Raw genomic sequence first — 26,609 nt, 5'->3', positions numbered from 1 at the left:
TTGCGCATCATAGGCGATTGCATACATACTAGCCCCAAACCGAATGGCTCGATAAGCCCAACTCCGGACGCTCGACGATCGTCTTTCCAGCAGAAATTGATAGATATGACCGATACCCTGACCAATTCCTCTTCCGTAGAGCCAAAGCCTTCCGACCAGACTTTCGCCACGACCGGAATCGCGCCGATGGAGCGCCCGGGAGCCATGACACGCTTCTTCATGGGCATCGTCGCCTGGGCCGAACGGCTGAACCTGAAATACGCCAAGCTCGGCAATCCCCCCGTCTACGACAATGCGATCTTTCCCTGGGTCGCCGAGATCGAGAAGGACTGGCCGCTGATCCGCGCCGAACTCGATCGCGTGTTGCTGCGCCAAAGCGAATTGCCGACCTTCCAGGAAATTTCCACGGATGTGAAGACGATCTCGACGGACAGCCACTGGAGGACATTCTTCCTCGCCGGCTTCGGGCTGAAATCCGAGCAGAACATCCAGGCCTGCCCGGATACGTGGCGGGTCGTGCAGAAAATTCCCGGCATGAAAACGGCGATGTTTTCGATCTTCGAACCGGGCAAGCACCTGCCGGCCCATCGCGGCCCCTATAATGGCGTGTTGCGCCTTCATCTGGGGCTGATCGTGCCTGAACCGGCTGACAAACTGGCGATCCGCGTCAAGGACCAGATTTGCCACTGGCAGGAAGGCAAAGTCCTCATTTTCGACGACGCCTACGAGCACGAGGCCTGGAACCATACTGACAAGACCCGCGTCGTGCTGTTCGTCGACTTCAACAAGCCAACCCGTTTCCCGGCCAATTTCGTCAACTGGATGCTGATGAACCTGGCGATCTTCACCCCATTCATCCGCGAAGGTCTCGACAATCACAAGGAATGGGAAAAGAAGTTCTACGCCCAGGCCGAGGCATTGCGGAACCGCAAGGCGGACTAGGTCAACCACAGGTAGTTACGGTGAGGCCCGGATTGCAATGGCATTGCGATGCCCGAGGCCTAAACCGCGGCGACACCGCCATCGACAAAGAGTTCATGTCCAGCGACAAAGCTACTCTCGCTTGATGCCAGGAAGAGGACTGCGCGTGCCACCTCGTCCGGTTCTCCCAATCTCCCAAGGGGCACGCTTCTATTGAGCGCTTCTTCTACTTCTGGCTGTGTATCAAGGTAGCTGCGTATCAGCCGTGTTTCTGTTCCGCCAGGCGAGACGACGTTGACGCGGATGCCTCGCTCCTTAAGCTCATTTGTCCAGCTTCGGGCGAACGAGCGCACCGCTGCCTTGCTGGCGTTATAAAGAGACTGGTTTGGCAGGCCTTTACTGCCAGCAATTGAGCCGTTGAGGACGACGGCACTTCCTGCAGTCATCAGCGGCAGTGCTTTCTGCACTGTGAACACCATACCTTTCACATTGACGTTGAAGATCGAGTCGAAATGCGTTTCGTCGATCGCATCGAGCGGAACGACCTCGTAAATTCCCGCATTGGCGAAGACGACATCGACCCTTTGGTGGTCGCTTTGGATCTGTTCGTAAAGCCGAACGACGTCGGCAGACTTGGTGACGTCACCTTGCACGCCGACCGCCCTGTGGCCGATCTCTTTCACGGCCTCGGCCAGTAGTTCTTGCCGGCGCCCTGTAATGTAAACATGCGCACCTTCGATGGCGAAAAGTTTTGCCGTTGCGAGGCCGATGCCGTCGCTACCTCCCGTTATCACCACGACTTTGTTTTCGAAACGTTTCTTCATTTCTCATTTGCCCTTTTTTGACAAGTGGAGGATTGCTCCACTTACAATATGGAGGTAATCTCCACTTGGCAAGCGATCAAGGAAAATAAGTTGAGTGATGAACCTGCCCTCCGGGCTGACGCGAAAAAAAACCGCGAACTTATCCTTTCTGCCGCAGAGGAGCTCTTCCTGGAAAAAGGAGCGGGTGTTCCGCTGGAAGAGGTTGCCAAGCGCGCAGGCGTCGGTATCGGCACGCTTTATCGTCGCTTTCCCACGCGTGAGGCACTTTTGGCCGCTACCAGCAACGAGCGTTTCCTGTCGCTGGCGGAGACCAGCCGTACGCGCGACCCAGATCTAACTCCAGGCGATGCGGTGCGAGCTTATCTTGAAGATCTTGCTAGGAACACGAGCACGTATCAAAGCCTTGCTGTTTCGATCGGGACTGTTATCCAATGCGGGACGCCCGGATGTATTGCGACTACCGCGGAAGGGCGTCGGCTGCTGCAGCGTGGACAAGAAGCAGGCACCATCCGCCGCGATGTCACTTACGAGGATTTCATCTACGTTGTAACTGCCATCTCCATTGCCATCGAAAATGACGATTCATCGAAATCGCGTATCGGCCATCTGGTGGACTTGTTCCTGAATGGCATAACCGTAAGAGGTTCGGATTAGGCCATCGATCTACTTTTCAGTCCTCTGCCAGCCGTTCAATTGAACTGAGCCGAATTTCTTGATCGATCGGTTTCACGTTGGCAGGAGGTCACCGGGGCAATTGCATCTTCTATCCAACCCAACAACTGCGTCTGCATATAAGCAATTTCCATTATCCTGCCGCTGCCGGCGATTGAAAAATCGGCTTGGCATCGCCATCTCTGGTCAGAAGAAACCGTTGGAGGTTACAATGACGGAATATAGGAAAACGGCGGAAGCAGTGGCCAAGCTGACGCCGGAACAGTACCGGGTGACGCAGCAAAGCGGAACGGAACGTCCGGGCAGCGGCCCCTTGCTGAATAACAAGGATCCCGGGATCTATGTGGACATCGTCTCCGGTGAACCGCTGTTTGCCTCGTCCGACAAGTTCGATTCGCATTGCGGCTGGCCCAGCTTCACCAAGCCCATCGAGCCTGCCTATGTGAACGAGGTACATGATTCGTCGCATGGCATGGTCCGCATCGAGGTGCGCTCCAAGAATGGCGACAGCCATTTGGGCCACGTCTTTCCCGATGGGCCGCAAGATCGCGGCGGTCTTCGCTATTGCATCAATTCCGCGTCGCTGCGCTTCATCCATCGTGACAAGATGGAGGCTGAAGGCTACGGCGCCTATATCAACCAGACGGAGGAAGTCCAATGACCGAACGTGCTGTTCTTGCCGGGGGCTGCTTCTGGGGCATGCAGGATCTGATCCGCAAGATGCCTGGCGTCGTCTCGACACGCGTCGGATATTCCGGCGGCGAGGTGCGCAATGCGACCTACCGCAATCACGGAAACCATGCCGAAGCCATCGAGATCAACTTCGATCCTTCCAAAATCGGCTATCGCGATCTTCTGGAGTTCTTCTTCCAGATCCACGATCCGTCGACTCCGAACCGGCAGGGTAACGATCTCGGCCCGGGCTACCGGTCTGCTATCTTCTATGCCAACGACGAGCAGAAGCGGATCGCCGAAGATACGATTGCGGATGTCGACGCGTCCAAGCTTTGGCCGGGCAAGGTCGTCACCGAAGTCTCGCCGGTCGGCGATTTCTGGGAGGCAGAGCCCGAGCACCAGGATTATCTGGAGCGGATCCCGAATGGCTATACCTGCCATTTCATCCGCCCGAACTGGAAGTTGCCGCGCCGGACGCAGGCCGCCTGAGCTTAGGACTTATGTCAAAGGGCCCGCTGGCATCAGCCAGCGGGCCCTTTTTCCCTTTGATGCGCAGCTCACGAGGCGTTGTCGGTCGATGGTCGGTCGAGCGTTTCGACCAGCGTCGAACTGGCCTTGTTCATGCCGCGGACATCGACGTTCGCGCCTTGCGCCCTGAAGCGGGCAACCACCCGGTCCAGCGCCGCGACGGCGGTGATGTCCCAGAAATGTGCTCGCGACACGTCTATGACGACCGACTTGCCGGCAAACTCCGCGACGTCGAAGGCGTCGACGAAAAGGTCGGCCGAGGCGAAGAACACCTGTCCCGTCACACGGAAGGTGGATTGACCGTCAGCCGCTTCCGGTTCCAGCGTCACGTCCATCAGTCGCGCCACTTTGAAGGCGAAGAACACGCCGCTGAGGAGCACGCCGACTGCGACGCCCATCGCCAGGTTCGACGTGGCGACAGTCACGGCAACGGTTGCCAGCATCACTGTGCTCGACATTTTCGGATGGATGACGATGGCCCTGAGCGAGGACCAGTCGAATGTGTCGATCGAGACCATGACCATGATCGCCACCAGCGCGGCAACCGGTACCTGCGATACCCATGGCTTCAGCAGCACCATGAGTATGAGCAGGAATGCGCCTGCAAACAGCGTCGACAGGCGGCCACGTCCGCCATATTTTATGTTGCTCACCGTCTGGCCGATCATGCCGCAGCCGGCGATGCCGCCAAACAGGCTGGCGGCCGCGTTGGCCAGGCCGAGACCGGTGGCTTCACGGTTCTTGGAACTCGGCGTATTGGTGAGGTCATCGACAACGCTGGCGGTCATCATCGATTCCAGCAGCCCGACCATGGCAATGGCAAGCGCCGGGCCGGCGATGATGCCGAGGGTTTCGAACGTCAACGGGACGGAGGGCCAGGCAAAGATCGGGAGGCTGTCGGGCAGTTGTCCGAGATCGGCGACGGTCTTCACCGGCAGGTGCAGCATCACCGACGCGACTGTCAAAACGACGATGCAGATCAGCGGCGAGGGGATAGCCGTGGTTATGCGGGGCAGCAGGTAGATGAGCGCAAGGCCTGCGGCAAGCACCGAATAGGTTGCCCATCCGGCACCGATGACCTGCGGCATCTGCGCCGAGAATATCAGGATCGCAAGGGCGTTGACAAAGCCCGTCCGAACAGACTTCGAGACGAAGCGCATGAGCACGCCAAGGCGGAGAAGGCCGAAGAGGATCTGGATTACGCCGGCGAGCAGTCCGGCGGCGAGAAGGTAGGGAAGACCGTGGCTGTGGACCAGCGGAGCCGCCACGAGGGCGACGGAGCCTGCCGCAGCCGAGATCATCGCGGGGCGGCCGCCGGTAAAGGCAATGACGATGCCGATGACGAAGGAGGCAAACAGGCCGACCTGCGGATCGACGCCCGCTGCGAAGGAAAAGGCGATGACTTCCGGGATGAGGGCAAAGGTGGCAACTGCACCGGCCAGCATTTCACGCGTGGGACGGGCAGACCAGTCCCGGCTGAAGGACGATAGGATCATGGGATGAATTCTCGCAAAGCATGGCGATCGCCGCTGAAAATGCGGTCGTATCCTGGCATGCACATATTTGCGTGGTCCGGCGGATCGGCGGCCGGAATAGCCACCCGGATTTTCACCGGGTCCAGTCGAATAAGCTCTTATAGCCAGACTCGATATTGCGGCGCAACAGAAAATGGCACCGCTTGCAGTTTTGCAGTCGATGCCATTCAGACGTTTAAAAATGGCTGCCGGGCCGTTGGTCCGGTTGGCCTGAAACCTTACTGCGCGGTGAAGAACGTCAGCAGGACCTTGCCCTTGTCGCCGAGAAGACAGACGAAGCGGTCGGATTTACCAGTCACGCCCTTGCGCGAGAGATAGGCCTCGCCGAGCACCACCGTTTTCACCGAAACATCCTCGACCTTGGTATCCGCGGCGCTCACGGCCAGGCTCTCCATGTCAAAAACGATGTCGGTGATGTCGGGCGATTTTGCCTGCAGGGCGATCAGGCCGGTGGCCTTGCATGCGGTCACTGCAGGATCTTCCTTGGTCTGGGCGAGCGCGGGTGTCACCAGAACGGCAGCGGCGACGGTGGCGAGGATCAATGTCTTGTAGGTCATGGGCTTAATCTTTCCGCTGCGTTTCAGGTGGGTCGGGAGATGCGAAAAGGGCCAGCGTGTGGCTGGCCCAATCCGGTTGTCGGCGATTATTTCTTGAACTTGGAGTAGTCGAGCTTAGGCGCCTTCGTCAGATCATCCTTGGAAGTGTCGACATAGGCCTTCCAGGTGCCGTTATCATCGGCAAGTGCGACGGACGACGGGTCGAGCACGACATAGCTTTCGCCGAGGCCGAGGAAGCCCCCGACGCTGGCGACGATGCCGATGACGGACTTGCCGCCACCGATGACGATGTCGGAGACTTCACCGATCTTGTCATTCTGCTTGTTGTAGATGTCGACGCCGATCAGCTTCGAAGTGACGATGTCGGTGTCCTGAATGTTGACGTACTTCAGGGGGCCGCTAGCCATCTTGCCCATTGTGATGCCTGGGCCTGCCATCGTGGCATCTGCCCCGGTAGCTGCCGACGTCTGAGCAAAGGCTGCACCACTGATAAGTGTGAGCGTCAGACCGGCAACGAGCGAACGGAATTTCATAAAGGACTCCCTAGGATTATGTAGGCCGACGGCGTGTCGGCCAGTGCGGATGAGAAATTCCCGAACGTGAATGTTGTTCCATAGCGCGTTGTTTTAAATCGCTTTCCTTCAATCCGCCGATAAGTGTCTAATATAAGGAGGCCACTCGCTGAGCCCTGGTAATTGCAGCTCATGCGCTGACATCGGCTGGAACAAAATAGCGGGTGAACTGTTGGGAAGCGTTGTACAACACACGCGATCAGGGATTGGATATGACCGTACGCTACACGCTCGGCTGCGACTTGTCGTACGAGGTTCTCGAGCCGACGACGTTCATCTTCAATCTCGAGGTTGCGAGACTGATGCGTCATCAGCAGCTCAAGGAACGCTTGACCATCACCCCGGATCTGAAGCGTCGGACGTATGTGGTTCCCGATATCAACAACCGCTATCTCAGCATCGACGCGTCGCCGGGTCCGCTTCACCTCTCCTACGAGGCTGAGGTGACGCTCAATGTCTTCCGCGCCGACCCGGACACCATCAACGAGATGCCGCTGTCCGAATTGCCGCTCGATATCGTGCCGTTCCTGCTACCGTCCCGGTTCGTGCCCTCCGACCGGCTCTCCGCCTTCGCCAGCCGCGAGTTCGGGGCGATGCCCGGTGGGCACAGACGTGTGACAGCGATCTGCAACTGGATCCATGAGAATATCGATTACCGCCGGGGTGCGTCGAACGAGCGGACGACGGCGGACGAAAGCCTGCTGCTGCGGGCCGGCGTGTGTCGCGATTTCGCGCATATCGGCATCGCCTTCTGCCGCGCGCTGAATATCCCGGCCCGCTTCCTGTCCTGCTATGCCTATGGGCTCGAGCCTCGCGATTTCCATGCTGTTTTCGAGGCCTATATGGATGGCCGCTGGTGGCTGTTCGATGCCACCCGCCAGGCCAATCTCGATGGTCTCGTGCGTATCGGTGTGGGGCGCGATGCGGCTGAAATCGCCTTTGCTTCTCCCTTCGGCAAAATGGAGCCCGGTCCGGTGGAGATCACTATCGAGCATGCGGACGGGTCGGGAGAGAAGCCGGGGCGGACGACGGATGCGATCTCCACGGAAGAGCCGGCGCCGAACGCCGGCGCCCATTGAGGCTCCTACAAATTGCCGCCGTGCTGGCGGCTGACAGAGGTATTCATGACAAGAACTGACACGGGCCAGGCGATGCAACGTCACGAGTTGGTCAGCCGGCTGCGCCGCACCCACGGCATTGCCCGGCTGATGGACAGCGCCATCCGCATACCCGGCACCGGGATCAGCTTCGGTGCCGACTCGGTTATGGGGCTTATCCCGGGCATCGGCGACGCCGGCGGCGCGCTGATCGGCCTGGTGATTGTCAACGAGGCGAGGCGGCTGGGCGTTTCGAACCAGCTGCTTCTGAAGATGCTGGGCAATATCGGGCTCGATACTGTCGCCGGGAGCGTGCCCTTGATCGGCGATCTCTTTGACGTCTACTTCAAGTCCAACCGGCGCAACGTCCAGCTCCTTCTCGAGCATTTCGAAGTGGAAGAACGCGAGCTGTTCGCCGGCCGGCGGTAGTGGATCGGGCACTCCGGTTGCGGAGTGCCCGATTGCGCATCAGCTTCGTGGCTTGAGGTTGTCTGGATCGTAAAGCGGCTTATAGCCGACGGCGGCTACCTCGACGGGGTAGGTCTCGGCAAAATACTCGACACTCAGTTTGCGACCCATCTCGGCATAGGACCATGGCAGATAGGCAAGCGCGATATTCTTGCCGATTGTCGGGCCGTAGGCGATGGAACTGGTGAATGAGCGGCGACCGAGTTCATCGACCAGCGTCTCGCCGGTTTCCGGATCCATGACCGGCAGGATGCCGACCGGGTAACGGGCGACACCGTTGGCATCGACGTTATCCGTCATCACCAGTGTGCAGAGCATGGCCGGCTGATGGTCTCGGGCGCGGTATTCGAGGTGCTTCGCCTTGCCGACGAAACCGGCTTCCTTGACCTTCGGGCGAGCAAGGTCCGCCTCGAGAAGATTGTACTCCGTCAGAAGATCGGCATTCTGCAGGCGCAGGCTTTTCTCCATGCGGCGGGAGTTGGCATAGGTCTCGACGCCGAAGGCCATCACGCCGGTTGCGCGCAGGGCATCCCAGACGGCAAGGCCGTCGTCATAGGCCATGTGCAACTCCCAGCCCTGTTCGCCGACGTAGGAGATGCGGAACGCCGTGACGTTCTTGCCGCCGATCTTCAGCGGTTTGATGGCTGCGAAGGGGAAGTTTTCCGGGGCGAGGGCGGCAGGATCTTCGACTACCTTCTGCAGCGTCTCCCGGGCATTCGGTCCCCAGATGCCGATGGTGATGTACTTTTCGGTGACGTCTGTAATGGTGACGTCGAAACCCTTGTCCTCGGCGACGCGACGCATGTAGTGGAAATCGCGCGGGCCGGCATCGGCGCCGTCGATCATCCGGCAGCGATCGGTCATGCGGATCACCGTAAAGTCGGCGCGTACCATGCCCTCCTCGTCGAGGAAGTGGGTGTAAATGCCCTTGCCGATATTGCCATCGCCGCCGATCTTGGCAGCGCAGAGCCATTCCATCATTTCGACGTGATCCGGACCTTCGATATCGAACATGGCGAAATGCGACAGGTTGACGATGCCGCAATCCTCGCTCATCGCCAGGTGCTCGGCGTTGGACACGCGCCAGAAATGGCGGTTGTCCCACTCGTTGTCGCGCACGGGCACGCGGTCGGCGTATTTTTCCAGCAGATGCTCGTTGGCGGCATAGCCATGGGCGCGCTCCCAGCCGCCCAGCTCCATGAAGTATCCGCCCAGTTCCTTCTCGCGCTCCCAGAAGGGCGAACGGCGGACATTGCGGCCCTTGGAGAAGGGCTCGCGCGGGTGGACGGCGGGATTGTAAACCTTGGTGGCGGTTTCCGAGCAGCGATCCCAGATCATCTGCTCTTCCATCTGGTGCGGATAGAAGCGCGAATAGTCGATGGCGTGATGGTCGATGGAGGTGCGACCGTCAGTCATCCAGTCGGCGATCAGCTTGCCCATGCCGGGGCCGTCCTTGACCCAGATGGCGACGGCATACCAGAGGCCACGCACTTTCTGGCTCTCGCCCATGGACGGACCGCCATCGGATGTCACCTGCAGCAGGCCGTTGAACGAATGGCTTTCGTTGTAGCCGAGTTCGGCCAGGATCGGCGTCAGTTCCATGGCGCGTTCGAGCGGCGCCAGCACCTGCTCGAGGTCGAGATCGCGCTGTGACGGCGACTGGCGGGTCTGGTGCTTTTCGAGCAGCTCGCGGGGATGACAGAGCCGCGGATTGGTTTCCTCGTAATAGCCCCACTCGATCTGGCCACCTTCGGCTGTCTTCGGGTCGCCAGTGTCGCGCATGTAGGCGGAGTTGCCCTGGTCGCGCATCAGCGGCCAGCCGATCTCCTTGCCGGTGCCGGCAAACTCCGTATAGGGGCCAAAGAAGGTCAGCGGGTGGTCGATTGGCATGACCGGCAGATCCTCGCCAACCATCTCGGCGATCAGGCGACCCCAGATGCCGGCGCAAACGACGACGTAATCGGCCTCAACGGTGCCCCGGTCGGTGACGACGGCCTTGATGCTGCCATTCTCCACCACCAGTGAACGCGCGGAAGTGTTGGCGAACACCTTGAGCTTGCCGGAGGCTTCGGCCTGATCGACCAGCTTGCCGGCGACGGTCTGCGAACGTGGAATGACGAGGCCGGCATCGGGATCCCAAAGGCCGCCCTGAACCAGGTCTTCTTCGATCAGCGGGAATTTTGCCTTGATCTCAGCCGGCCCGATCAGTTCGGCGCGGGTGCCGAAAGCCTTGCCTGAGGCGACCTTGCGCTTGATCTCGTCCATGCGGCTGTCGTCGCCGACACGCGCGACCTCGATGCCGCCGACGCGGGCGTAATGGCCCATTTTCTCGTAGAAATCGATGGAATAGAGCGTTGTCCAGCAGGACAGGAAATCATGGCTGGTGGCGTAGCAGAAGTCGGAGGCATGGGCAGTGGAGCCGATGTCGGTTGGTACGCCCGATTTGTCGATCCCGACGATGTCGTCCCAGCCGCGCTCAATCAGGTGATGGACAATCGAGGCGCCGACGATGCCCCCCAGACCGATGATAACGACCTTCGCCTTGTTCGGGAACTCTGCCATGAATGCCACTCCGCTTCGTGTTTTGGGCGACATTAGATCAAGCGGCGGGCCGACTGAAGCCTGTCTGCGACATTATCAAAATGCGCCACGACCAACGGTAAATGTGCTCCTTCGGTCGTGGCGTATGGTATCAGCTTTGCGACTGGCTCTGCATCTGTTCTGCTTCGACTGTCACCTTCACCGTCAGGCTCTCGCCGGGGGTGCCTATGCGCATTCCGGAGACGGGAGCGGCGTCGCGGTAGCTGAGGCCTGTCGCAATCCGGACATAGCGTTCGTCCGGGCAGATGTCGTTTGCCGGGTCGAAGCCGATCCACCCGAGGCCAGGCATGTAGGCTTCTGCCCAGGCATGGGTCGCAGTCTGCTCGGTGATCCCTTCCATCATCAGGTAGCCCGACACATAACGTGCAGGGATGCGCATGGCGTGGGCGGCGGCGATAAAGATATGAGCGTGGTCCTGGCAGACGCCACTCTTTCTCTCCAGCGCCTGCTCGGCCGTCGTCTCGGTATCGCTGGTGCCCTGGATATACTCGACTGTCTGGTTGATGACGCCCATCAGCGCGTGCATGCGACCGATCTCGCTTTCGCCGGCTGCCGAGCGAACAAGCTCCTTGGTGAGCTTGCCGGCCTTGGTGAGCGGCGTGTCCCGCAGGAACAGCCAGAGCGGGCAATAGCCGGAATGGAGACCGATCACACCGTTCAATTCATGCGTCTCGATCTCTCCGGTGGCCACGATACGGGTGCGATCCTGCGCGCCGTCGAGCGACATCAGGTTGGTGCGATTGCCGAACTGGTCGTCGTATTCGACCTCCGTCTTGGCACCTTCGACGGTCAACGACCAGTCGATCACCGTCTGTCCGGGGCCAGTGAGCGGGGTCAGCCGCAGCCTCTGCAACGAGAATTGCGACGGTTCGTCGTAGCGGTATTCCGTGACGTGACTAATCTTCAGTCTCATGATCAAACCCGCCTACTGATTGAAACGATAACCGTCGGAGATTTCCTGGCCGAGCTGATTATTGCGCCAGACGAAGTTCTCGAGAAACTCGTGCAGGCCGTTGTTCATGATATCCTTGATCTGCAGCGTCTGCAGCATCTTGCGGATGCTCTCGCCGGTGTCATGGGCTGCAAGACGCTCGCCATCCTCCCGGGCGAGATAGCCGAGATTGCTGACGATTTTCTCGTAGCAATAGGCGAGCGAACGCGGCATCTGGCTATTGAGGATCAGAAAGTCGGCAATATTCGACGGCTTGTATTCCGCGTCGTAGACCCAGCTGTAGGAGCGATGGGCGGAGACCGACCGGAGGATCGATTCCCACTGGACGTTATCGAGCGAAGAACCGACTGCCGAGACGGATGGCAGCAGCACATAATATTTGACGTCAAGGATGCGCGCCGTGTTGTCCGCACGCTCTATGAATGTGCCGATACGTGCAAAGTTGTAAAGTTCATTGCGCAGCATGGAGCCGTGGAACGCGCCACGAATCAGTCCGGCGCGACGCTTTATCGCATCGATGACTTCGGGCATTTCAGCCGCCTTCAGCCGTTTGCCGAGCAGTGCCTTGAGGTCGATCCAGCACTCGTTGGTGGCTTCCCAGGTCTCGCGTGTCAGCGCGGTTCGCACCATGCGGGCATTGTTGCGGCCGGCATCGATGCAGGACATGACGCTCGACGGATTGTTGCGGTCGCGCAACAGGTAGTCGATGGCATCAGCACCGGTGAGTTTGGAATGACCGGCGTTGTAGGTTTCGCGGACGCCGGCGCTTTGCAGCACGCCGTCCCAATCGTCTTCGACCGCGCCCGTGCGGGTCAGCGACATGCGCATTCCGGCATCGACGAGCCGGGCAATGTTTTCGGCGCGCTCGATGTAACGGAACATCCAGTAGAGGCCATTGGCGGTTCTTCCAAGCATGTCCGTATCAGTCCTCCAATACCCAGGTATCCTTGGTGCCGCCGCCCTGGCTGGAGTTGACGACCAGCGAACCTTCCTTCAGCGCCACGCGGGTCAGTCCGCCGGGAATGATCTGCACCTTGTCGGACACCAGCACGTAGGGTCGGAGGTCGACGTGGCGTGGGGCAATTCCCTTGTTGACCATGATTGGAACGGTCGACAACGACAGCGTCGGCTGGGCAATATAGTTGTTGGGCCGGGCTTTCAGCTTCTCGGCGAACTCGGCGCATTCCTTCTTGGAGGAGGTCGGGCCGACCAGCATGCCGTAGCCGCCGGATCCATGGACTTCCTTGACCACCAGTTCGGACAGATGTTCGAGCACATATTTGAGGCTGTCAGGTTCGGAACAGCGCCAGGTCGGCACGTTCTCCAGAAGCGGCTTGCGGCCGGTGTAGAATTCGACGATTTCCGGCATGTAGGAGTATATCGCCTTGTCATCGGAAATGCCGGTGCCGGGTGCATTGGCGATGGTGATGTGGCCGGCGCGATAGACATCCATGATGCCGGGAATGCCGAGCGCCGAGTCCGCCCGGAAGGTCAGGGGATCGAGGTATTCGTCATCGACGCGGCGGTAGAGAACGTCGATCGCCTCGTAGCCGCGCGTCGTGCGCATCTTCACCTTGCCGTCGATGACGCGGAGGTCTGAACCTTCGACCAGCTCGACGCCCATCATGTCGGCGAGAAACGAGTGCTCGTAGTAGGCGGAGTTGAAGATGCCCGGCGTCAGAACGGCGACGCGCGGCTTCCCGGAGCAACCGGGAGGTGCCAGCGACGCAAGGCTCTGGCGCAACAGGTTCGGATAGTCCTCGACCGGTCGCACCTTGTTCTGGTGGAACAGCTCTGGAAACATCTGCATCATGGTTTCGCGGTTTTCCAGCATGTAGCTGACACCCGACGGCGTACGGGCATTGTCTTCAAGCACATAGAACTGGTCTTCGCCGGTGCGCACGATGTCGGTGCCGACGATGTGGGTATAGACGCCGCCCGGCGGCCGGAAGCCGATCATCTCGGGAATGAAGGCGATGTTCTTCTCGATCAACTCACGCGGCACACGGCCGGCGCGGATGATCTCCTGCTTATGGTAGATGTCGTCGAGGAAGGCATTCAATGCAATGACGCGCTGTTCGATGCCCTGCGCCAGCTTTCGCCATTCCCGGCCGGAGATGATGCGCGGAATAATATCGAAGGGGATCAGCTTTTCCGATGAATCTTCGTGTCCATAGACCGCGAAGGTTATGCCTGTCTTGCGAAAGATGTTTTCGGCGTCGCGGGACTTGGCAATCAGATGGGCGCGATCTTGGTTGTTGAACCATTCCGAATAAGTTTGATAAGGCGCGCGCGGGCTTTCACCGGCCGTTATCATTTCGTCAAATGCCAAAGCTGCGGTCCCCGTTTTTTCTCATTTGAATACAATGGCGGAAGCAATGCAAGAAGCATGCGCAATTGAAGATAGAATTTTGGAACCGATGGGGAAGCCCGGCAGGCGCTGAAAAAGCTGGCATAGACACAATAGCTAATATGCCAAGCTCTCCGGTTCGCATGCTCGCTCTGCGCATCCTTTACGCAGCTGGCTATTTTTGCTGCAGTATGCCTTGCGGCGGGAGCCGAGGGACGGTGCGGCGCGCAAAGAAAAAGCGGCGGAATTGCTCCCGCCGCTTCGCTATGTCAGATGGTTTGGTTTACGCCTGTTCGCGACGAGGACCTGGACGACCGCCGGCTGGCTTGCGGGCCTGGCCGTTGTTGCCGTCAGGACGACCGCGGGTTTCGCCAGCCTTGTGAGCTGGGCGGCCGTGCGGCGGACGGCTGCGTGGTGCGCCGTTGTCGCCGGCGGGCCGAGGACGCTGCGGCGCCTTGGCTGGGCGGAAATCCGAGGTCGAAGCCAGATCGTTGTCGATCTCGCGTGGCGCGCGTTCTGCGGTGCGCTGGCCACGGAAGTCGGCGTTGCGGTTGTTTTCGCGAGCAACTGCCGGGCGATCGCCGCGAGTTTCGCTGCGGAAATCACCGTCTGGACGCGGACGACGGGCTGGACGGCCGTCGGAGCGGGGAGCGCCCGATCCGGCGCCACGACCCTGGCCCTGGCCACCACCACGGTTGCCACCGGCGCCCGAGCGATTGCCGCCGCCGCCACCACGTGCAGGACGAGCACGGTCTGCCGGGGCTTCGCCGCTGGCAACCTGGATGTCGATGGACATCAGGCGTTCGATGTCGCGCAGAAGACGGATTTCATCCGGAGCGCAGAAGGCGATGGCAATGCCGTCGCGACCGGCACGGGCCGTACGGCCGATGCGGTGAACGTAGGCATCCGGTACTTCCGGCAGGTCGTAGTTGTAGACGTGGCTGACGCCGGGGATGTCGATGCCACGGGCAGCGACGTCGGTGGCGACGAGAACGCGGGTTTCACCATCCTTGAAGGACTTCAGAGCACGCTCGCGCTGGCCCTGGCTCTTGTTGCCGTGGATCGAGGCTGCCGCGAAGCCGACGTGCTCGAGATGCTTCATCAGCTTCTCGGCGCCGTGCTTGGTGCGCAGGAAGACCATGGCGCGGCCGTCCGGGTTGGCGTTCATCGATTCCTTGAGGAGTTCGGTCTTGTGGTTCTGGCCGGAAACGAAGTGAACGAACTGTTCGACCTTGTCCGCAGCCTTGCCGGGAGGCGAAACTTCGACACGGGCCGGGTTGCTCAGGAAGTCGGCAGCGAGATCGGCGATGGCCTTCGGCATGGTGGCCGAGAACAGCAGCGTCTGGCGCTTGGCCGGGACCATCTTCGAGATCTTGCGCAGGTCGTGTACGAAGCCGAGGTCGAGCATCTGGTCGGCTTCGTCGAGGACGAGGTAGGACACATGGCCGAGCGTCAGGGCGCGACGGGCGATCAGGTCGAGCAGGCGGCCAGGCGTTGCAACGAGAATGTCGACACCGCGTTCCATCTGCATCTGCTGCTTGTTGATCGAAGCGCCGCCAACGACGAGGCCGATCTTCAGCTGCGTCTTGCGGGTGTATTCCTTCAGGCTGGCAGCGATCTGGTTCACCAGTTCGCGGGTCGGCGCGAGGATCAGCGTACGGGTGCTGCGGTGTTCGGGACGCTTGCCGTCCTTCATCAGCATTTCAATGATCGGCAGGCCGAAAGCGGCCGTCTTGCCGGTGCCGGTCTGGGCGAGGCCGACGAGGTCACGGCCCTGGAGAACGAGCGGAATGGCTTCCGCCTGGATCGGGGTAGGGGTCGAATATCCCTGTTGGGTCAGAGACGTCACAATCTGTTCGGACAAGCCAAGATCGCTAAAAGTGGTCAATTCAATTGCCTTTCGAGGCGCCAAAAACGAGTTCGCCGGAACGCGTCTTGCGGTCCGGTCGGTCTCTGGCGTCAAGAACCCCGCGTGAAGTGGGAACTTGTAAGTTGGAAAATAGCTTTCCAGCGCATGGGACTGCCGCCATTCGGCAGTCGTTTTTCGAGCGCTTTTGTCCTTCTCTTGCGGGTCGTCTTTTTTCGCAGGGCACGCTCACGCGGCGGCCGGGAAGGTGAAAGCTGAGGGGGATATGGCCCTATTCGTCGCTGAAGTCAACCGTCCGCTTCGATAAAGCAGCTGTCGCCAGCAGCACTTTGTGTCGCAGCCCGATGCGGCCGCAAAGACCGGAAAGGCGTATGGTTAACGCATTGTTAGCGGCCTGCTTGGTAAAAAGACAGACTGTATGCGTCGAACGAGCGAGGCTTTCTTGAAGAGCCGTGGTGAACTGTTGGATATTGCCTGTCATCGGATCACAGAGACCGACCGGCCTGCCTATGTCAAAAACAGCGATCTTCGATATATCGCTGTAAACGAGGCCTATGCGGCATTTTTCGGCCGCGAAATCTCGGATTTCATCGGTTGTCGCAGTCACGAGCTCTCCCATCGTGTCGAAGATGCAGACCGCGAGGATAAAGAGCGCCGCGCCATCGTCTTCGGAACGGAAGAAACGTCGATCTGCTTCGGTCGGGATCGCCTGTCGGCGTTCGAGGTGCAAATCGAAAGCTTCATGCCGGCGGAAGACCGGGCTTATATCTTCGGCATCTTTACCGAAGCGCCGCCCCCGATCGGTGCCAGCCGCTCGGTAGAACGTGTTTCGCCCGGTGATGTCGCGACATCGAAAATGCAGCTCGCAGACCCTACGGTTGCTCTGGGAACCGGGTTAATCGCCGCCGCCGACACGTCGCTGCTTCGTTCGGGTGTGGTCGAGGACATCTTCGGTCTCCTCGACATGGGAGTGGGCATCTACACTGCCGATCTGCAGCTTGCCTACTGCAACGGACGCTGGAACGACCTCTATCTGCGCTTGGTGGGCGGTCCGACGCTCGGCATGAACGCCCGTGACGTCTATTCGTCCGTCTTCGATTTCTGGTCGGGGAGGAGCCCCGATTCGATCACTGCGGACAAGCAGGGCTGGATCGAAAAGCGACTGTCGATCCTTCGCGCAGAGCATAGCGATCTCGTCGAGCGGACGCCGGATGGCGAATGGCTGCGTTGTATCCACAAGCGCCTGCCGGATGGATCCATCGTCGCGCTGCGCATCGACGTGACGGCGATCAAGGAAGGTGAGGCGCTGTTGCGCCGCCAGATCGACGAGGCGACGCTCTACCGTACTCTCCTGCACGATCTTCCCGTCTCTGCCTTCGTGCGCGGTGCCGATCACCGGCTCATCTACGGCAACGAGGCATATTTCCGGATGACCGGCCTGACAGCGGAGGCGTCGCTCGGCAAAACAGAAGTGGAAATGTTCGGCGAAGAGGGAACGGCCTTCTTCGCGGAAAACGAAGCCATGTTGCGCAGCCAGCAGCATCTCGAATTCGAGCACGAGGTCGCATACGCCCCGGGACGTCAGCATGCGGTCGTTACGCGGCTCAAGGGCATTTCGACCTCCACTGGCAATCACTATGTCGTCGGCTCGATGGATGACGTATCGACGCTGAAGCAGGGCGAGAGGCAACTGACGGAGACGCGCGCGCGCGCCGATCAGCTCAGTCAGGATTTGGAAAATATCATCGGTTCGCTGCCGACAGGCGTGCTGATCTTCGATCAGAATTTCGACCTCGAATATGCCAACGATGCCTTCTACGAGATATGGGGAATGTCCGAGGAGGATCGCCGGGAGGCGACGTCGCTTAGCGAGGTGATGCGCCGAAATCATGCGCGCGGCTATTTCGGCCCGGACGCCCCGAATTGGGAAACGCTCTACAAGGCACGGATAGAGGCGATCTCCGGCCCCGACGGCAGTCTCCAGTCCGAAATCAGTTTTGGTGTGGACCGCCGGGTGCTGGTGGATGGTCGCAAGCTATCCGGCAACCGGACCTTGCTCTGCTACGCTGACGTTTCGTCGCTGTGCCGTAAGGAAAGGGAGTTATCGGAAGGGCGCGAGGCACTGGAGCGCCTCGGTGAACTGATGACCGATGCGACACATGCCATGTCGCAAGGGCTGATGATCGTCGAGGACGGGATCATCATGCTCTCCAACGATGCGTTGCCCGGTATGTTGCAGATCGAGCCGGGATCGCTGTCCGTGGGCAGGCGATGGCTGAAGATCTTCCGCCATTGTGCCTCGCGGGGCGACCTTGGACCCGCGCCACAAGCGGCACTCGCTGGATGGGCGGAGAACATCCGTAGTCACCAGCCGATTTCCACCAATTTCAAGATCCGGGGTACGACCTGGCTACATATGAACGCTTCCATGGGTCCTTCCGGCCGATGGCTGGTGGTGTTCACCGATGTCACGGACATGAAAGACCGCGAGACGGAATTGCAGAGCCTGCTTGCCCGCAGCGAAGCCGCGGACCGGGCAAAGTCAGAATTTCTGGCCAATATGAGCCATGAGATCCGGACCCCGATGAACGGCGTGCTGGGAATGGCTGAATTGCTGGGCAAGACCGGGCTCGATGCCCGCCAAACGACCTTCGTCGACATCATCTCCAAATCCGGCAATGCACTGCTGACAATCATCAACGACATCCTCGATTTCTCCAAGATCGATGCCGGGCAGATGCAGTTGCGCCAGACGAGCTTCGATCCGGCGGAAGCGGTAGAGGATGTTGCGACGCTGCTCTCGTCTCAGGCCGGCGAAAAGAATGTAGAGCTACTGGTGCGCGTCTCACCGCGCCTGCCGTCGATGGTGATCGGCGACGCCGGGCGCTTCCGCCAGATCCTCACCAACATCGTCGGAAACGCTGTCAAGTTCACCGAGCACGGTCATGTGCTTGTCGATGTCGAAGCGGGCCCTGTGCCGGGCAGGGCGACCATGGTCACCATCCGTGTGACCGACACCGGCATCGGCATCTCGAAGGATCGCCTGGGCTCGATATTCGACAAATTCTCGCAGGTCGACTCGTCGTCTACACGCCGCCATGAGGGCACCGGCCTCGGCCTTGCGATCACGGCTGGGCTCGTGGATCTTTTCGGGGGTTATCTGGAAGTCGAAAGTGCCCTTGGCAGCGGCTCGACGTTCAAGATCCACCTGCCATTGCCGACTGCGACCGGTTCTCGCGGAAAAGGGCAGGTTCCGGTGAACGTCAAGGGTGCCCAGATCCTCGTCATCGACGATCACGCCATCAATCGCCAGATCCTCACCGAACAGCTTGCCGAATGGGGCTTCCAGAGCGTCGCCGTTGCCGATGGTCCGACGGGTCTCGCCATCCTCTCGGAGGCCGCCGACATCGGGGTTGCGGTCGATGCCGTCATTCTCGACTACAACATGCCGGGCATGACCGGAGCCGACATCGCGCGCACCATGCGGGAGGACCGACGTCTCGACGGCGTGCCGCTGATTTTCCTCACCTCGATGGATGTTGCAGGCGATGACAGGGAATATGCGGCGCTGAGCGGCGACGCTCACCTGATGAAGCCGGCGCGTGCAAACGTGCTCCGCAACACGGTGATCGAGGTCGTGCGCACCGCCCGTCAGCGTCGCTCTACCAGCGAGGCGCCGCACCCATTGGTGTCCGAGGCCCCCGCGGCCGTCGCCGGGCGGTCCGTGTCCGCTGCTGCGGTTTTCGTGAGCGACCGGCCGGCGGAGAGTATCGATATCCTTGTGGCAGAGGATAACGAGGTCAACCAGATCGTCTTCACGCAAATCCTGCAGGCGGCCGGCGCTCACTTCCTGATTGTCAGGAACGGCGAGGAAGCGGTCGCCGCCTATCGCCGGTGCACTCCGTCGCTGATCATGATGGATGTCTCGATGCCGATCATGAACGGGCTGCAGGCGACCCGTGCCATCCGCGAGATCGAAGCGGAGGATCGTGCCGGACGTCACGTGCCGATCATCGGCGTCACCGCCCATGCGCTCGAAAGCGACCGTGAACTGTGCATGGCCTCGGGGATGGACGATTACATGTCGAAGCCGATAAGTCCGGAACTGCTGGAAGCGAAGATCGGGCTGTGGATGAAAAACGCCAAAGGCTCCGAGCAGCAATCAAGCGTCTGATGGGCCCCTGACGCCGCAGAGCATTTCGCGCTTTCCGGCGAAGCCCTTGCGTCGTTCGACTGCGAAACCCGCAGCCTGCAGATTGCGGCGTACGAAACCAGCGGCGGCGTAGGTCGCGAACGTCCCGCCTGGCGATGTCTTGTCGTGGACCAGTTGCATCAGTTCAGGCGACCACATATCGCCGTTGCGGGACGGCGCGAAGCCATCGAGGAACCATGCGTCGAAACCCGTTTCCGCGGCATCTACTCCAGCTAGCGCGGGGCCGCAGACGACACTCAGCCGCGTTTGCCCGTCGAGTTGCAACGAGACGATGCCTTCCGGCGTCTCGGGCCAGCAGGTCACCAGCGCCTTTCGTTCGTCATCGATTTCCGTCCAGCGGGACAAAGCCCGGTCGATCTCCTGAGCACGCATCGGGTACAGTTCGAAGGACATGAAATGCAGGGTCGAGCCGGGCGCGCGTTCGGTTTTCCATTGCCGCCATGTCTCGCAAAAATTGAGGGCGGTGCCGAAGCCGAGTTCGCCGATGCGGAATTCAGACCGGTCGCGCCAGCGCGCCGGCAGGCCGTTGCCGTCGAGAAAGACGTGGCCGCATTCGAGGCGACCATCGGTCTGGCAATAAAAATGATCGCCAAAGGCAGACGAATAAGGCATATCGCCGTCGCGCCATTCGAGCGGCTGGCTCATCGTCTGCGACGCGTCATCGGAAACTGGATCTGTCATGCCAAGAGCCGTTAATCCGGCAAAGCCTGCCGGTCAATCGTCTAACGCACTGCTGATCGTCGGCGGCGGCATCATGGGCCTCTGGGCTGCGGTCCATGCGGAACGCCAGGGCATCGAGACGCTGCTGGTCGATAGCGGTCTTCTCGGCTCCGGAGCCAGCGGTGGCGTGCTCGGCGCATTGATGCCCTACATGCCGGATCGCTGGGACAACAAGAAGCAGTTCCAGCTGGCCTCGCTCGTGGCGCTCGAAGGCGATATCTCCGAACTAGAGTTCCAAACCGGCCTGTCAGCCGGCTATCGCCGCTCCGGTCGTTTCATCCCCTTGCCGAAGCCACACTTGCGCAAGATCGCCGAAGGACATTCGCGAGACGCCGATGCCAACTGGCGCGAGGGTGGCCGGCAATTCCACTGGAATGTCATCGACGATCCCGGCGAAGGCTGGATCGATCCGGCATCGGGGGAAAGCGGCTTTGTGCATGACACGCTGGCCGCGCGGGTCGCGCCGCGTGGGCTGATCGCGGTTTTGTCGGCCTTCCTGCGACGCGGGCGGCATGTCCGCATCCTCGAGGGCGTGGCAGTCGAGGGCCTCGATCCTGTCCGCGGCTTGGCGCATACCACGGCAGGCGAAATTCGCTTCGGACATTGCATCCTGTCGGCCGGGCATGCTGCCTTTCCGCTGCTGGGACAGTTGACTGCGCATCTGCAAAAGCCGCTGGGGCAGGCCGTCAAGGGACAGGCAGCGCTTTTGAAGGTGGATGTCGACCCCAATCTCCCTGTCATCTTTCGCGACGGTCTTTACATCGTGCCGCACGAGGGCGGTCATGTGGCAGTGGGCAGCACAAGCGAAAACCAGTTCGACGATCCCCTGTCGACCGATGCGCTGCTCGACACCCTGCTGGCATCCGTGCGAGCCATGGTGCCGCTGCTAGCGCAAGCGGAACTCGTGGAGCGATGGGCAGGCTTACGCCCGAAAGCCATCGATCGCGATCCGATGGTAGGGCCGCATCCGGATCACCCTTCATTGATCGCTTTGACCGGCGGCTTCAAGATCACCTTCGGATTGGCACACCGGCTTGCTGCCATTGCCATCGGCGAGATCTCCGGTGCTCCGGCTTTCGCATCTGAAATGCCCGAAAGCTTCACCTTGGTGAATCATATTCGCGTGGCTTCGCGCACTGCGTGAAGTTTGCCGGCCGCGCTTCGTCATTCTGTCACGCAAATCGCTTATCTGCATCGTTGCGCATGGACCTATCCGTGTGGCCGCGGCCCGGAGGAGGGATCATGCGCTATATCATTGGATTTACACCGCCTCCGCGCGATCCGCTGACGATGGTTGCTGCGAGCTGGCTTGGTCGGAACGTCTATACGGGCGAACGGGTCGAGGAGCCGGAGATCGGCGGTCTCGGCCTGCGCGAGGTCGCCTTTCAGACCGCCCTGCCGCGTCGCTATGGATTCCATGCAGCGCTGAAAGCACCGTTCCGACTGGCCGAGCCAACGGCTGAAGCCGCTTTGCTGCGCGACCTCATGCGCTATTCAGGGACATTCGAGCCGTTTCAAATCCCGCGCCTCGAAGTCGCACGGCTCGGCAATGCCTTTGGCCTCGTGCCGTCTTATCCGCTCAGTGCGCTGAATTATCTCGCTTCGGCGCTGACGCAGGAGTTCGATCATTTCCGCGCACCGCTGACCGAGGCGGAAATCGATCGATGCGATCCCGACCTGCTGTCGGCGACGCAGTTCGCCAACCTCCATCGTTGGGGATGCGCCGACGTGATGGATGAATTCCGTTTCAGGATGGCGCTGACGGGACCAGTGCATTCAGCAGACATGCCGCGTATGGAACGGGTCCTGCGCGATCTCTTCGAGCCTGTTCTGGCTGAACCGATTCTCGTCTCCAATATCGCGCTGATGATGGAAGAGAGCAACGACGGTCCGTTCCGCGTCCACTCGCTGCATCCGATGGGCAAGGTCAGTGCGCGGAAATCCGCCTGACAAACCGTCGTCTGACATGCTGCAGGCGCTCACTTTCCGTCTCGACAACTCCGCTTTCGATGCTTACCGTCAGCCGGACTTCATGAGGTGGTTCGATGGTATCCGATATCTATCCGCGCGATCTGATAGGCTATGGCCGGACAACGCCGGATCCGAAATGGCCGGGTGACGCGCATATCGCGGTCCAGTTCGTCATCAACTACGAGGAAGGCGGTGAAAGCTCCATTCTCGACGGTGATCCGGCCTCGGAAAATCTTCTCTCGGAAATCGTCGGCGCGGCAGCCTGGCCCAACCAGCGCAATCTGAACATGGAATCGATCTACGAATACGGCTCGAGGGCCGGATTCTGGCGGTTGTGGCGGATGTTTACCGATCTCAATGTCCAGGCGACCGTTTACGGCGTGACGATGGCCATGGCGCGTAACCCGGAGGCCGTAGCAGCGATGAAGGAGGCGGGCTGGGAAATTGCCAGCCACGGCTACAGGTGGCTCGAATACAAGGATTTTCCGGAGGAGGTCGAGCGCAAGCACATCGTCGAAGCTGTGCGACTGCATACGGAACTGACCGGCGAGCGGCCATACGGAATGTACCAGGGCAAACCGTCCGACAACACGCTGCGGCTGGTCATGGAGGAGGGCGGTTTCCTTTACTCTTCCGACAGCTATGCGGACGATCTGCCCTACTGGGTGAAAGGCATCGACCAGAAGCCCTTCCTTGTCATCCCCTACACGCTCGATACCAACGACATGCGTTTTGCGACCCCGCAGGGCTTCAACTCGGGCGACCAGTTCTTCTCCTATCTGAAGGATGCCTTCGACACGCTCTATCAGGAAGGCAAGGTCGGTAGCGCGAAGATGCTCTCTGTCGGGCTGCACTGTCGCCTCGTTGGCCGTCCGGCGCGTGCCGCGGCCCTGAAGCGGTTCATCGAATATGTCCTCGGCCATGAGAAGGTCTGGATCCCGCAGCGTATCGAGATCGCCCGCCATTGGCACGCGCACCACCAGCCGGGAACGCTGTAGATGATCATGCGCTACGACTTCGTGACGCGCTTCGGCGGCGTTTTCGAGCATTCGCCCTACATCGCCGAGCGTGCGGTCGATGCCGGCATCATCAAGGAGCCGCTGACGGCCACCGGTATTCATGGCGCCATGGTATCGGTGTTTCGTGACGCCACCGATGCCGAGCGTCTGGCGGTGCTGCGGGCGCATCCCGATCTCGCCGGCAAGCTGGCCATTGCCGGCAAGCTGACGATGGAGAGCCGGCAGGAACAGGCGGGGGCGGGGCTCGACCGGCTGAGCCCGGAGGAACACGCCCGCTTTTCCGAACTGAACAAGGCCTACGTTTCGAAATTCGGCTTTCCCTTCATCATCGCCGTCAAGGGGCTGACCAGGGACGACATACTCGATGCGTTCGAGATGCGTATCAACAACGACCGCGACACGGAGTTCGCGACCGCTTGCGTGCAGGTGGAGAAAATTGCCCTGCTGCGCCTTAAAACCATGCTTCCGGAGACTTGAATGACCTACATCGACCTGCCCGACATGCCATCCTTCACCGAGGGTGCCATCAACCTTGCCTCCGCCCGCCTCGGTGCCAAGGGTATCGATGTCTCCGACGAATTCTTCGCGCCGCTCAGCCGCATGCTCCAGGACGAGTCGCCCCATTGGGATGCGACGGCTTATGACGACAACGGCAAGTGGATGGATGGCTGGGAAAGTCGCCGCAAGCGCGTTGCTGGCCACGACTGGGCGATCATTCGCCTTGCCATGCCGGGCAAGATCTTCGGCTTCGACGTCGATACCGGCTACTTCACCGGCAACTATCCGCCCCATTGCTCCATCGAGGCGGCCTTCGTCGAGGCAGGCGAGCCCGATGCAACGACCGCGTGGACGGAACTGCTGGCAAAATCGCCGCTCGGCCCGAGCGCCCACCACTTCTTCGAGACAGACGACAAGCAGAGGGTCTGGACGCATCTGCGGCTGCACATCTATCCGGACGGCGGCATTGCCCGGCTGCGGGTCTACGGCACAGCCTATTTCGATTGGTCGAAGGTGGGTGCTTCCGAGGAAATCGATCTTGCCTATGTCTTCCACGGTGCCAAGGCACTGGCCTGGTCCGACGCCCATTACGGCCATCCGGACAAGCTCCTCGGCCCGGGCCGCGGTGTCAATATGGGCGATGGCTGGGAAACCAAGCGTCGCCGCGGGCCCGGCCATGACTGGGCAATCATCCGCCTCGGCCATGCCGGAAGAATCCATCGCGCCATCGTTGACACGGCATTCTACAAGGGCAATTTCCCCGATACGTGCGAGATCCTCGGCGCCTATCTGCCCGACCTCGGCGATAGCCTGACGGAGGCCGATATCGCCGCCTCCGAACAGTGGAAGCCGCTCCTGCCACGCACCAAGCTGCAGATGGATCACATCCATCCATTCGGCAGCGAGGCACTGGCCGACATCGGCCCGGTCACCCACGTCAGGCTGGCGATGCACCCGGACGGCGGTATCATGCGGCTGCGGTTGTTCGGGACGAAGGCTTGAGTTCTTTTTTCTTTCTTGTTGCGGTATGGTGGCGGCATCTGGAGCGAGTTTGGCCATGAAGCCATCGGAAGTGCTGGAGAAAAATAGGCAGGCGATCCGTGACGTCGCAGGGCGCTTCAATGCGGCGAACCCGCGCGTCTTCGGCTCCGTGGCACGCGGCGAGGATCGTCTGGACAGCGATCTCGATATTCTGGTGGATGCGCTTCCAGGCAGCACTCTCCTGTCACTCGGAGGGCTTCAGGACGCGCTCGAGCAGATGCTGCTGGGCACGTCCGTGCATCTGCTGACACCGGGTGATTTCCCGGAAAGCGTGCGTGTCCGGGTTCTCGCAGAAGCAAAGCCGATATGAGTGAAGTGCGCATCGCTCTCTTGCTCGACCGTATGCGCGATGCCGCCTCCGACGCCAACCGCTTTGTCCAGGGTGTCGAAAAGGCAGCATTCATGCAAGACGTCATCCTCCAGCGCGCCGTCGGCATGAGCCTTTTAATGGCATCGGAGCTGGCGCTTCAGCTGATGGCCAAGTATCCGGAATTCGCCGACGAGCACCCGGATTTTCCCTGGAGTTCCATGCGTGGGATGCGCAATAGGATCGCCCACGGCTATTTCGACATCGATCTGGAAAAGGTGTGGAGCATGTCGCAAACCGACGCTGTCATACTGGTCGACATGATCGATTCCATGCGCCACTGGCGCGCACAAGGCGAATAATGACTTCTTCCCGATCTCTCGACATTCAGCCTCTCACCCGATCCGCCTTTGCACCCTATGGCGACGTCATTGAAGCCGATCCGGCCACGATGCGCCTCATCAATGGCGGCACCACGGAGAGGTTCCATGCGCTTGCCACGGCGGAGGTCGAGGGGGATGGCGCGGTTGTCATTATCAGCCTGTTTCGGGGCCAGCCTCGTGCCTTTCCCTACGCAGTCGACATGATGGAGCGACATCCGTTCGGCAGCCAGAGCTTTTCGCCGCTGTCCGGCAGGCCATTCCTGGTCGTGGTTTCCGATGACGAGGATGGGAGGCCCGGCCGGCCGCGCGTGTTTCTCGCCCGAGGTGACCAGGGTGTGAACTATGCCAGAAATGTCTGGCATCATCCGCTGATGACGCTCGGAGAGGCCAGCGATTTTCTCGTGGTCGACCGCGACGGGCCGGGCAACAATCTGCAGGAATTCTTTTTCGACACCCCCTATATTATCGGAGCACCGACGCCATGACCGGACTGACGACCCACGTGCTCGACACGGCGCTCGGCAAGCCTGCAGAAGGCCTGCAGATCGTTCTTTCCCGGATCGACGGGGAGGCGCGGACGGTGTTGAAGACGCTCGTCACCAACGCAGATGGCCGGGTCGATGGCGGACCGATGCTGGTTGGCGACAGTTTCGTAGCGGGCACCTACGAACTGCAGTTTCACGCCGGCGACTATCTGCGCCGCACGGGCTGCCAGTTGCCCGAGCCTGCGTTTCTCGATGTCGTGCCGATCCGCTTCGGCATCGCCGATACGACTGCGCATTATCACGTGCCGCTGCTGATCTCGCCCTACGGCTATTCGACCTATCGGGGAAGCTGA

The 26,609-nt window shown here is 60.5% G+C and carries 26 protein-coding genes and 1 other annotated feature; of the genes, 16 read left to right on the top strand and 10 right to left on the bottom strand.

Going from position 1 to position 26,609, the window contains the following annotated elements; genetic code table 11:
* Positions 1–105 precede the first annotated feature (105 nt).
* The gene (gene olsC / locus PR017_RS10685) at positions 106–942 is read left to right on the top strand and encodes an ornithine lipid ester-linked acyl 2-hydroxylase OlsC (protein ID WP_111222589.1); all 837 of its coding nucleotides are present in this window, start codon (positions 106–108) and stop codon (positions 940–942) included.
* Positions 943–1,001: 59 nt separating this feature from the next.
* On the opposite strand, the gene PR017_RS10680 is transcribed toward olsC, so the two are convergent.
* Positions 1,002–1,745 (bottom strand): SDR family NAD(P)-dependent oxidoreductase, encoded by a 744-nt coding sequence (locus PR017_RS10680; protein WP_111222590.1) that lies wholly within the window; start codon positions 1,743–1,745, stop codon positions 1,002–1,004.
* Positions 1,746–1,835: 90 nt separating this feature from the next.
* Here PR017_RS10680 and PR017_RS10675 point away from each other — a divergent pair, with 90 nt between their 5' ends.
* The 3 genes from PR017_RS10675 to msrA all read left to right on the top strand — a co-directional run bounded on the left by PR017_RS10675 (position 1,836) and on the right by msrA (position 3,581).
* A complete protein-coding gene (locus PR017_RS10675; protein ID WP_111222994.1) occupies positions 1,836–2,399 on the top strand; it encodes a TetR/AcrR family transcriptional regulator in 564 nt (187 codons plus the stop codon).
* Positions 2,400–2,628: 229 nt separating this feature from the next.
* Positions 2,629–3,078, top strand: coding sequence for a peptide-methionine (R)-S-oxide reductase MsrB (gene msrB, locus PR017_RS10670; protein ID WP_111222591.1), 450 nt, complete (start codon positions 2,629–2,631; stop codon positions 3,076–3,078).
* On the top strand, positions 3,075–3,581 hold the full coding sequence (msrA, locus tag PR017_RS10665; protein ID WP_111222592.1) for a peptide-methionine (S)-S-oxide reductase MsrA: 507 nt from the start codon (positions 3,075–3,077) through the stop codon (positions 3,579–3,581). The genes msrB and msrA overlap by 4 nt, the downstream gene beginning before the upstream one ends.
* A gap of 68 nt (positions 3,582–3,649) precedes the next feature.
* Here the strand turns inward: msrA and PR017_RS10660 are convergent, their stop codons facing one another.
* The 3 genes from PR017_RS10660 to PR017_RS10650 all read right to left on the bottom strand — a co-directional run bounded on the left by PR017_RS10660 (position 3,650) and on the right by PR017_RS10650 (position 6,245).
* On the bottom strand, positions 3,650–5,116 hold the full coding sequence (locus PR017_RS10660) for a SulP family inorganic anion transporter (protein ID WP_111222593.1): 1,467 nt from the start codon (positions 5,114–5,116) through the stop codon (positions 3,650–3,652).
* A gap of 70 nt (positions 5,117–5,186) precedes the next feature.
* Positions 5,187–5,242: a sequence feature (sul1 is cis-regulatory element that is thought to sense ions involved in sulfur or methionine metabolism; They are found in Alphaproteobacteria), on the bottom strand.
* 131 nt (positions 5,243–5,373) lie between these two features.
* Positions 5,374–5,712: a hypothetical protein gene (locus tag PR017_RS10655; RefSeq protein ID WP_111222594.1), complete on the bottom strand. Its 339-nt coding sequence runs from the start codon at positions 5,710–5,712 to the stop codon at positions 5,374–5,376.
* A gap of 86 nt (positions 5,713–5,798) precedes the next feature.
* Positions 5,799–6,245 (bottom strand): PRC-barrel domain-containing protein, encoded by a 447-nt coding sequence (locus PR017_RS10650; RefSeq protein WP_111222595.1) that lies wholly within the window; start codon positions 6,243–6,245, stop codon positions 5,799–5,801.
* Between the two features lie 251 nt (positions 6,246–6,496).
* Here PR017_RS10650 and PR017_RS10645 point away from each other — a divergent pair, with 251 nt between their 5' ends.
* Positions 6,497–7,363 (top strand): transglutaminase-like domain-containing protein, encoded by an 867-nt coding sequence (locus PR017_RS10645; protein ID WP_111222596.1) that lies wholly within the window; start codon positions 6,497–6,499, stop codon positions 7,361–7,363.
* Between the two features lie 45 nt (positions 7,364–7,408).
* Positions 7,409–7,810, top strand: a complete 402-nt coding sequence (locus PR017_RS10640) for a DUF4112 domain-containing protein (protein ID WP_240539152.1) — start codon at positions 7,409–7,411, stop codon at positions 7,808–7,810.
* A gap of 39 nt (positions 7,811–7,849) precedes the next feature.
* Here the strand turns inward: PR017_RS10640 and PR017_RS10635 are convergent, their stop codons facing one another.
* The 5 genes from PR017_RS10635 to PR017_RS10615 all read right to left on the bottom strand — a co-directional run bounded on the left by PR017_RS10635 (position 7,850) and on the right by PR017_RS10615 (position 15,616).
* Complete coding sequence (locus tag PR017_RS10635; RefSeq protein WP_111222598.1) at positions 7,850–10,411, bottom strand: GcvT family protein; 2,562 nt, start codon at positions 10,409–10,411, stop codon at positions 7,850–7,852.
* Between the two features lie 130 nt (positions 10,412–10,541).
* A complete protein-coding gene (locus tag PR017_RS10630; protein WP_111222995.1) occupies positions 10,542–11,363 on the bottom strand; it encodes a transglutaminase family protein in 822 nt (273 codons plus the stop codon).
* 12 nt (positions 11,364–11,375) lie between these two features.
* Positions 11,376–12,317, bottom strand: a complete 942-nt coding sequence (locus PR017_RS10625) for an alpha-E domain-containing protein (protein WP_111222599.1) — start codon at positions 12,315–12,317, stop codon at positions 11,376–11,378.
* A gap of 7 nt (positions 12,318–12,324) precedes the next feature.
* A complete protein-coding gene (locus PR017_RS10620; RefSeq protein ID WP_111222600.1) occupies positions 12,325–13,734 on the bottom strand; it encodes a circularly permuted type 2 ATP-grasp protein in 1,410 nt (469 codons plus the stop codon).
* A 301-nt stretch (positions 13,735–14,035) separates the two neighbouring features.
* Positions 14,036–15,616: a DEAD/DEAH box helicase gene (locus PR017_RS10615; RefSeq protein ID WP_279619505.1), complete on the bottom strand. Its 1,581-nt coding sequence runs from the start codon at positions 15,614–15,616 to the stop codon at positions 14,036–14,038.
* Between the two features lie 421 nt (positions 15,617–16,037).
* Between PR017_RS10615 and PR017_RS10610 the strand changes: the two genes are divergently transcribed.
* Positions 16,038–19,793 carry a response regulator gene (locus tag PR017_RS10610; protein WP_161959388.1) on the top strand — a complete coding sequence of 1,252 codons (3,756 nt, stop codon included), beginning with the start codon at positions 16,038–16,040 and terminating at the stop codon, positions 19,791–19,793.
* Here PR017_RS10610 and mnmC2 read toward each other — a convergent pair.
* Positions 19,782–20,513: a tRNA (5-methylaminomethyl-2-thiouridine)(34)-methyltransferase MnmC2 gene (mnmC2, locus tag PR017_RS10605; RefSeq protein WP_111222602.1), complete on the bottom strand. Its 732-nt coding sequence runs from the start codon at positions 20,511–20,513 to the stop codon at positions 19,782–19,784. The genes PR017_RS10610 and mnmC2 overlap by 12 nt on opposite strands.
* Between mnmC2 and PR017_RS10600 the strand changes: the two genes are divergently transcribed.
* From PR017_RS10600 to uraH, 9 genes are all read left to right on the top strand, one after another.
* Complete coding sequence (locus PR017_RS10600) at positions 20,512–21,696, top strand: NAD(P)/FAD-dependent oxidoreductase (protein ID WP_111222603.1); 1,185 nt, start codon at positions 20,512–20,514, stop codon at positions 21,694–21,696. The genes mnmC2 and PR017_RS10600 overlap by 2 nt on opposite strands.
* 98 nt (positions 21,697–21,794) lie before the next feature.
* Complete coding sequence (locus PR017_RS10595) at positions 21,795–22,502, top strand: DUF1045 domain-containing protein (protein ID WP_111222604.1); 708 nt, start codon at positions 21,795–21,797, stop codon at positions 22,500–22,502.
* A 95-nt stretch (positions 22,503–22,597) separates the two neighbouring features.
* Positions 22,598–23,521: an allantoinase PuuE gene (puuE, locus tag PR017_RS10590; protein WP_111222605.1), complete on the top strand. Its 924-nt coding sequence runs from the start codon at positions 22,598–22,600 to the stop codon at positions 23,519–23,521.
* Positions 23,522–24,019: a 2-oxo-4-hydroxy-4-carboxy-5-ureidoimidazoline decarboxylase gene (uraD, locus tag PR017_RS10585; protein ID WP_111222606.1), complete on the top strand. Its 498-nt coding sequence runs from the start codon at positions 23,522–23,524 to the stop codon at positions 24,017–24,019. It abuts the gene before it with no gap.
* Positions 24,020–25,042, top strand: a complete 1,023-nt coding sequence (gene alc / locus PR017_RS10580; RefSeq protein WP_111222607.1) for an allantoicase — start codon at positions 24,020–24,022, stop codon at positions 25,040–25,042.
* Between the two features lie 55 nt (positions 25,043–25,097).
* Complete coding sequence (locus PR017_RS10575) at positions 25,098–25,391, top strand: nucleotidyltransferase family protein (RefSeq protein WP_111222608.1); 294 nt, start codon at positions 25,098–25,100, stop codon at positions 25,389–25,391.
* Complete coding sequence (locus PR017_RS10570; RefSeq protein WP_111222609.1) at positions 25,388–25,750, top strand: HepT-like ribonuclease domain-containing protein; 363 nt, start codon at positions 25,388–25,390, stop codon at positions 25,748–25,750. The genes PR017_RS10575 and PR017_RS10570 overlap by 4 nt, the downstream gene beginning before the upstream one ends.
* Positions 25,750–26,256, top strand: coding sequence for an ureidoglycolate lyase (locus PR017_RS10565; RefSeq protein WP_111222610.1), 507 nt, complete (start codon positions 25,750–25,752; stop codon positions 26,254–26,256). Before PR017_RS10570 ends, PR017_RS10565 begins: the two co-directional genes overlap by 1 nt.
* Positions 26,253–26,609 carry a hydroxyisourate hydrolase gene (gene uraH, locus PR017_RS10560; RefSeq protein WP_111222611.1) on the top strand — a complete coding sequence of 119 codons (357 nt, stop codon included), beginning with the start codon at positions 26,253–26,255 and terminating at the stop codon, positions 26,607–26,609. The genes PR017_RS10565 and uraH overlap by 4 nt, the downstream gene beginning before the upstream one ends.

Origin of the sequence: Rhizobium tumorigenes (assembly GCF_003240565.2) — a bacterium.
GTDB lineage: Bacteria > Pseudomonadota > Alphaproteobacteria > Rhizobiales > Rhizobiaceae > Rhizobium > Rhizobium tumorigenes.
This window is presented reverse-complemented; position numbering and strand designations above follow the sequence as displayed.

Bases quoted from the DNA above. Each gene is read 5' to 3' on its own strand.
- olsC (WP_111222589.1), top strand. From the start codon at position 106: ATGACCGATACCCTGACCAATTCCTCTTCCGTAGAGCCAAAGCCTTCC.
- PR017_RS10680 (WP_111222590.1), bottom strand. From the start codon at position 1,745: ATGAAGAAACGTTTCGAAAACAAAGTCGTGGTGATAACGGGAGGTAGC.
- msrB (WP_111222591.1), top strand. From the start codon at position 2,629: ATGACGGAATATAGGAAAACGGCGGAAGCAGTGGCCAAGCTGACGCCG.
- msrA (WP_111222592.1), top strand. From the start codon at position 3,075: ATGACCGAACGTGCTGTTCTTGCCGGGGGCTGCTTCTGGGGCATGCAG.
- PR017_RS10660 (WP_111222593.1), bottom strand. From the start codon at position 5,116: ATGATCCTATCGTCCTTCAGCCGGGACTGGTCTGCCCGTCCCACGCGT.
- PR017_RS10655 (WP_111222594.1), bottom strand. From the start codon at position 5,712: ATGACCTACAAGACATTGATCCTCGCCACCGTCGCCGCTGCCGTTCTG.
- PR017_RS10650 (WP_111222595.1), bottom strand. From the start codon at position 6,245: ATGAAATTCCGTTCGCTCGTTGCCGGTCTGACGCTCACACTTATCAGT.
- PR017_RS10645 (WP_111222596.1), top strand. From the start codon at position 6,497: ATGACCGTACGCTACACGCTCGGCTGCGACTTGTCGTACGAGGTTCTC.
- PR017_RS10640 (WP_240539152.1), top strand. From the start codon at position 7,409: ATGACAAGAACTGACACGGGCCAGGCGATGCAACGTCACGAGTTGGTC.
- PR017_RS10635 (WP_111222598.1), bottom strand. From the start codon at position 10,411: ATGGCAGAGTTCCCGAACAAGGCGAAGGTCGTTATCATCGGTCTGGGG.
- PR017_RS10630 (WP_111222995.1), bottom strand. From the start codon at position 11,363: ATGAGACTGAAGATTAGTCACGTCACGGAATACCGCTACGACGAACCG.
- PR017_RS10625 (WP_111222599.1), bottom strand. From the start codon at position 12,317: ATGCTTGGAAGAACCGCCAATGGCCTCTACTGGATGTTCCGTTACATC.
- PR017_RS10610 (WP_161959388.1), top strand. From the start codon at position 16,038: ATGCGTCGAACGAGCGAGGCTTTCTTGAAGAGCCGTGGTGAACTGTTG.
- PR017_RS10600 (WP_111222603.1), top strand. From the start codon at position 20,512: ATGCCAAGAGCCGTTAATCCGGCAAAGCCTGCCGGTCAATCGTCTAAC.
- mnmC2 (WP_111222602.1), bottom strand. From the start codon at position 20,513: ATGACAGATCCAGTTTCCGATGACGCGTCGCAGACGATGAGCCAGCCG.
- PR017_RS10595 (WP_111222604.1), top strand. From the start codon at position 21,795: ATGCGCTATATCATTGGATTTACACCGCCTCCGCGCGATCCGCTGACG.
- puuE (WP_111222605.1), top strand. From the start codon at position 22,598: ATGGTATCCGATATCTATCCGCGCGATCTGATAGGCTATGGCCGGACA.
- uraD (WP_111222606.1), top strand. From the start codon at position 23,522: ATGATCATGCGCTACGACTTCGTGACGCGCTTCGGCGGCGTTTTCGAG.
- alc (WP_111222607.1), top strand. From the start codon at position 24,020: ATGACCTACATCGACCTGCCCGACATGCCATCCTTCACCGAGGGTGCC.
- PR017_RS10575 (WP_111222608.1), top strand. From the start codon at position 25,098: ATGAAGCCATCGGAAGTGCTGGAGAAAAATAGGCAGGCGATCCGTGAC.
- PR017_RS10570 (WP_111222609.1), top strand. From the start codon at position 25,388: ATGAGTGAAGTGCGCATCGCTCTCTTGCTCGACCGTATGCGCGATGCC.
- PR017_RS10565 (WP_111222610.1), top strand. From the start codon at position 25,750: ATGACTTCTTCCCGATCTCTCGACATTCAGCCTCTCACCCGATCCGCC.
- uraH (WP_111222611.1), top strand. From the start codon at position 26,253: ATGACCGGACTGACGACCCACGTGCTCGACACGGCGCTCGGCAAGCCT.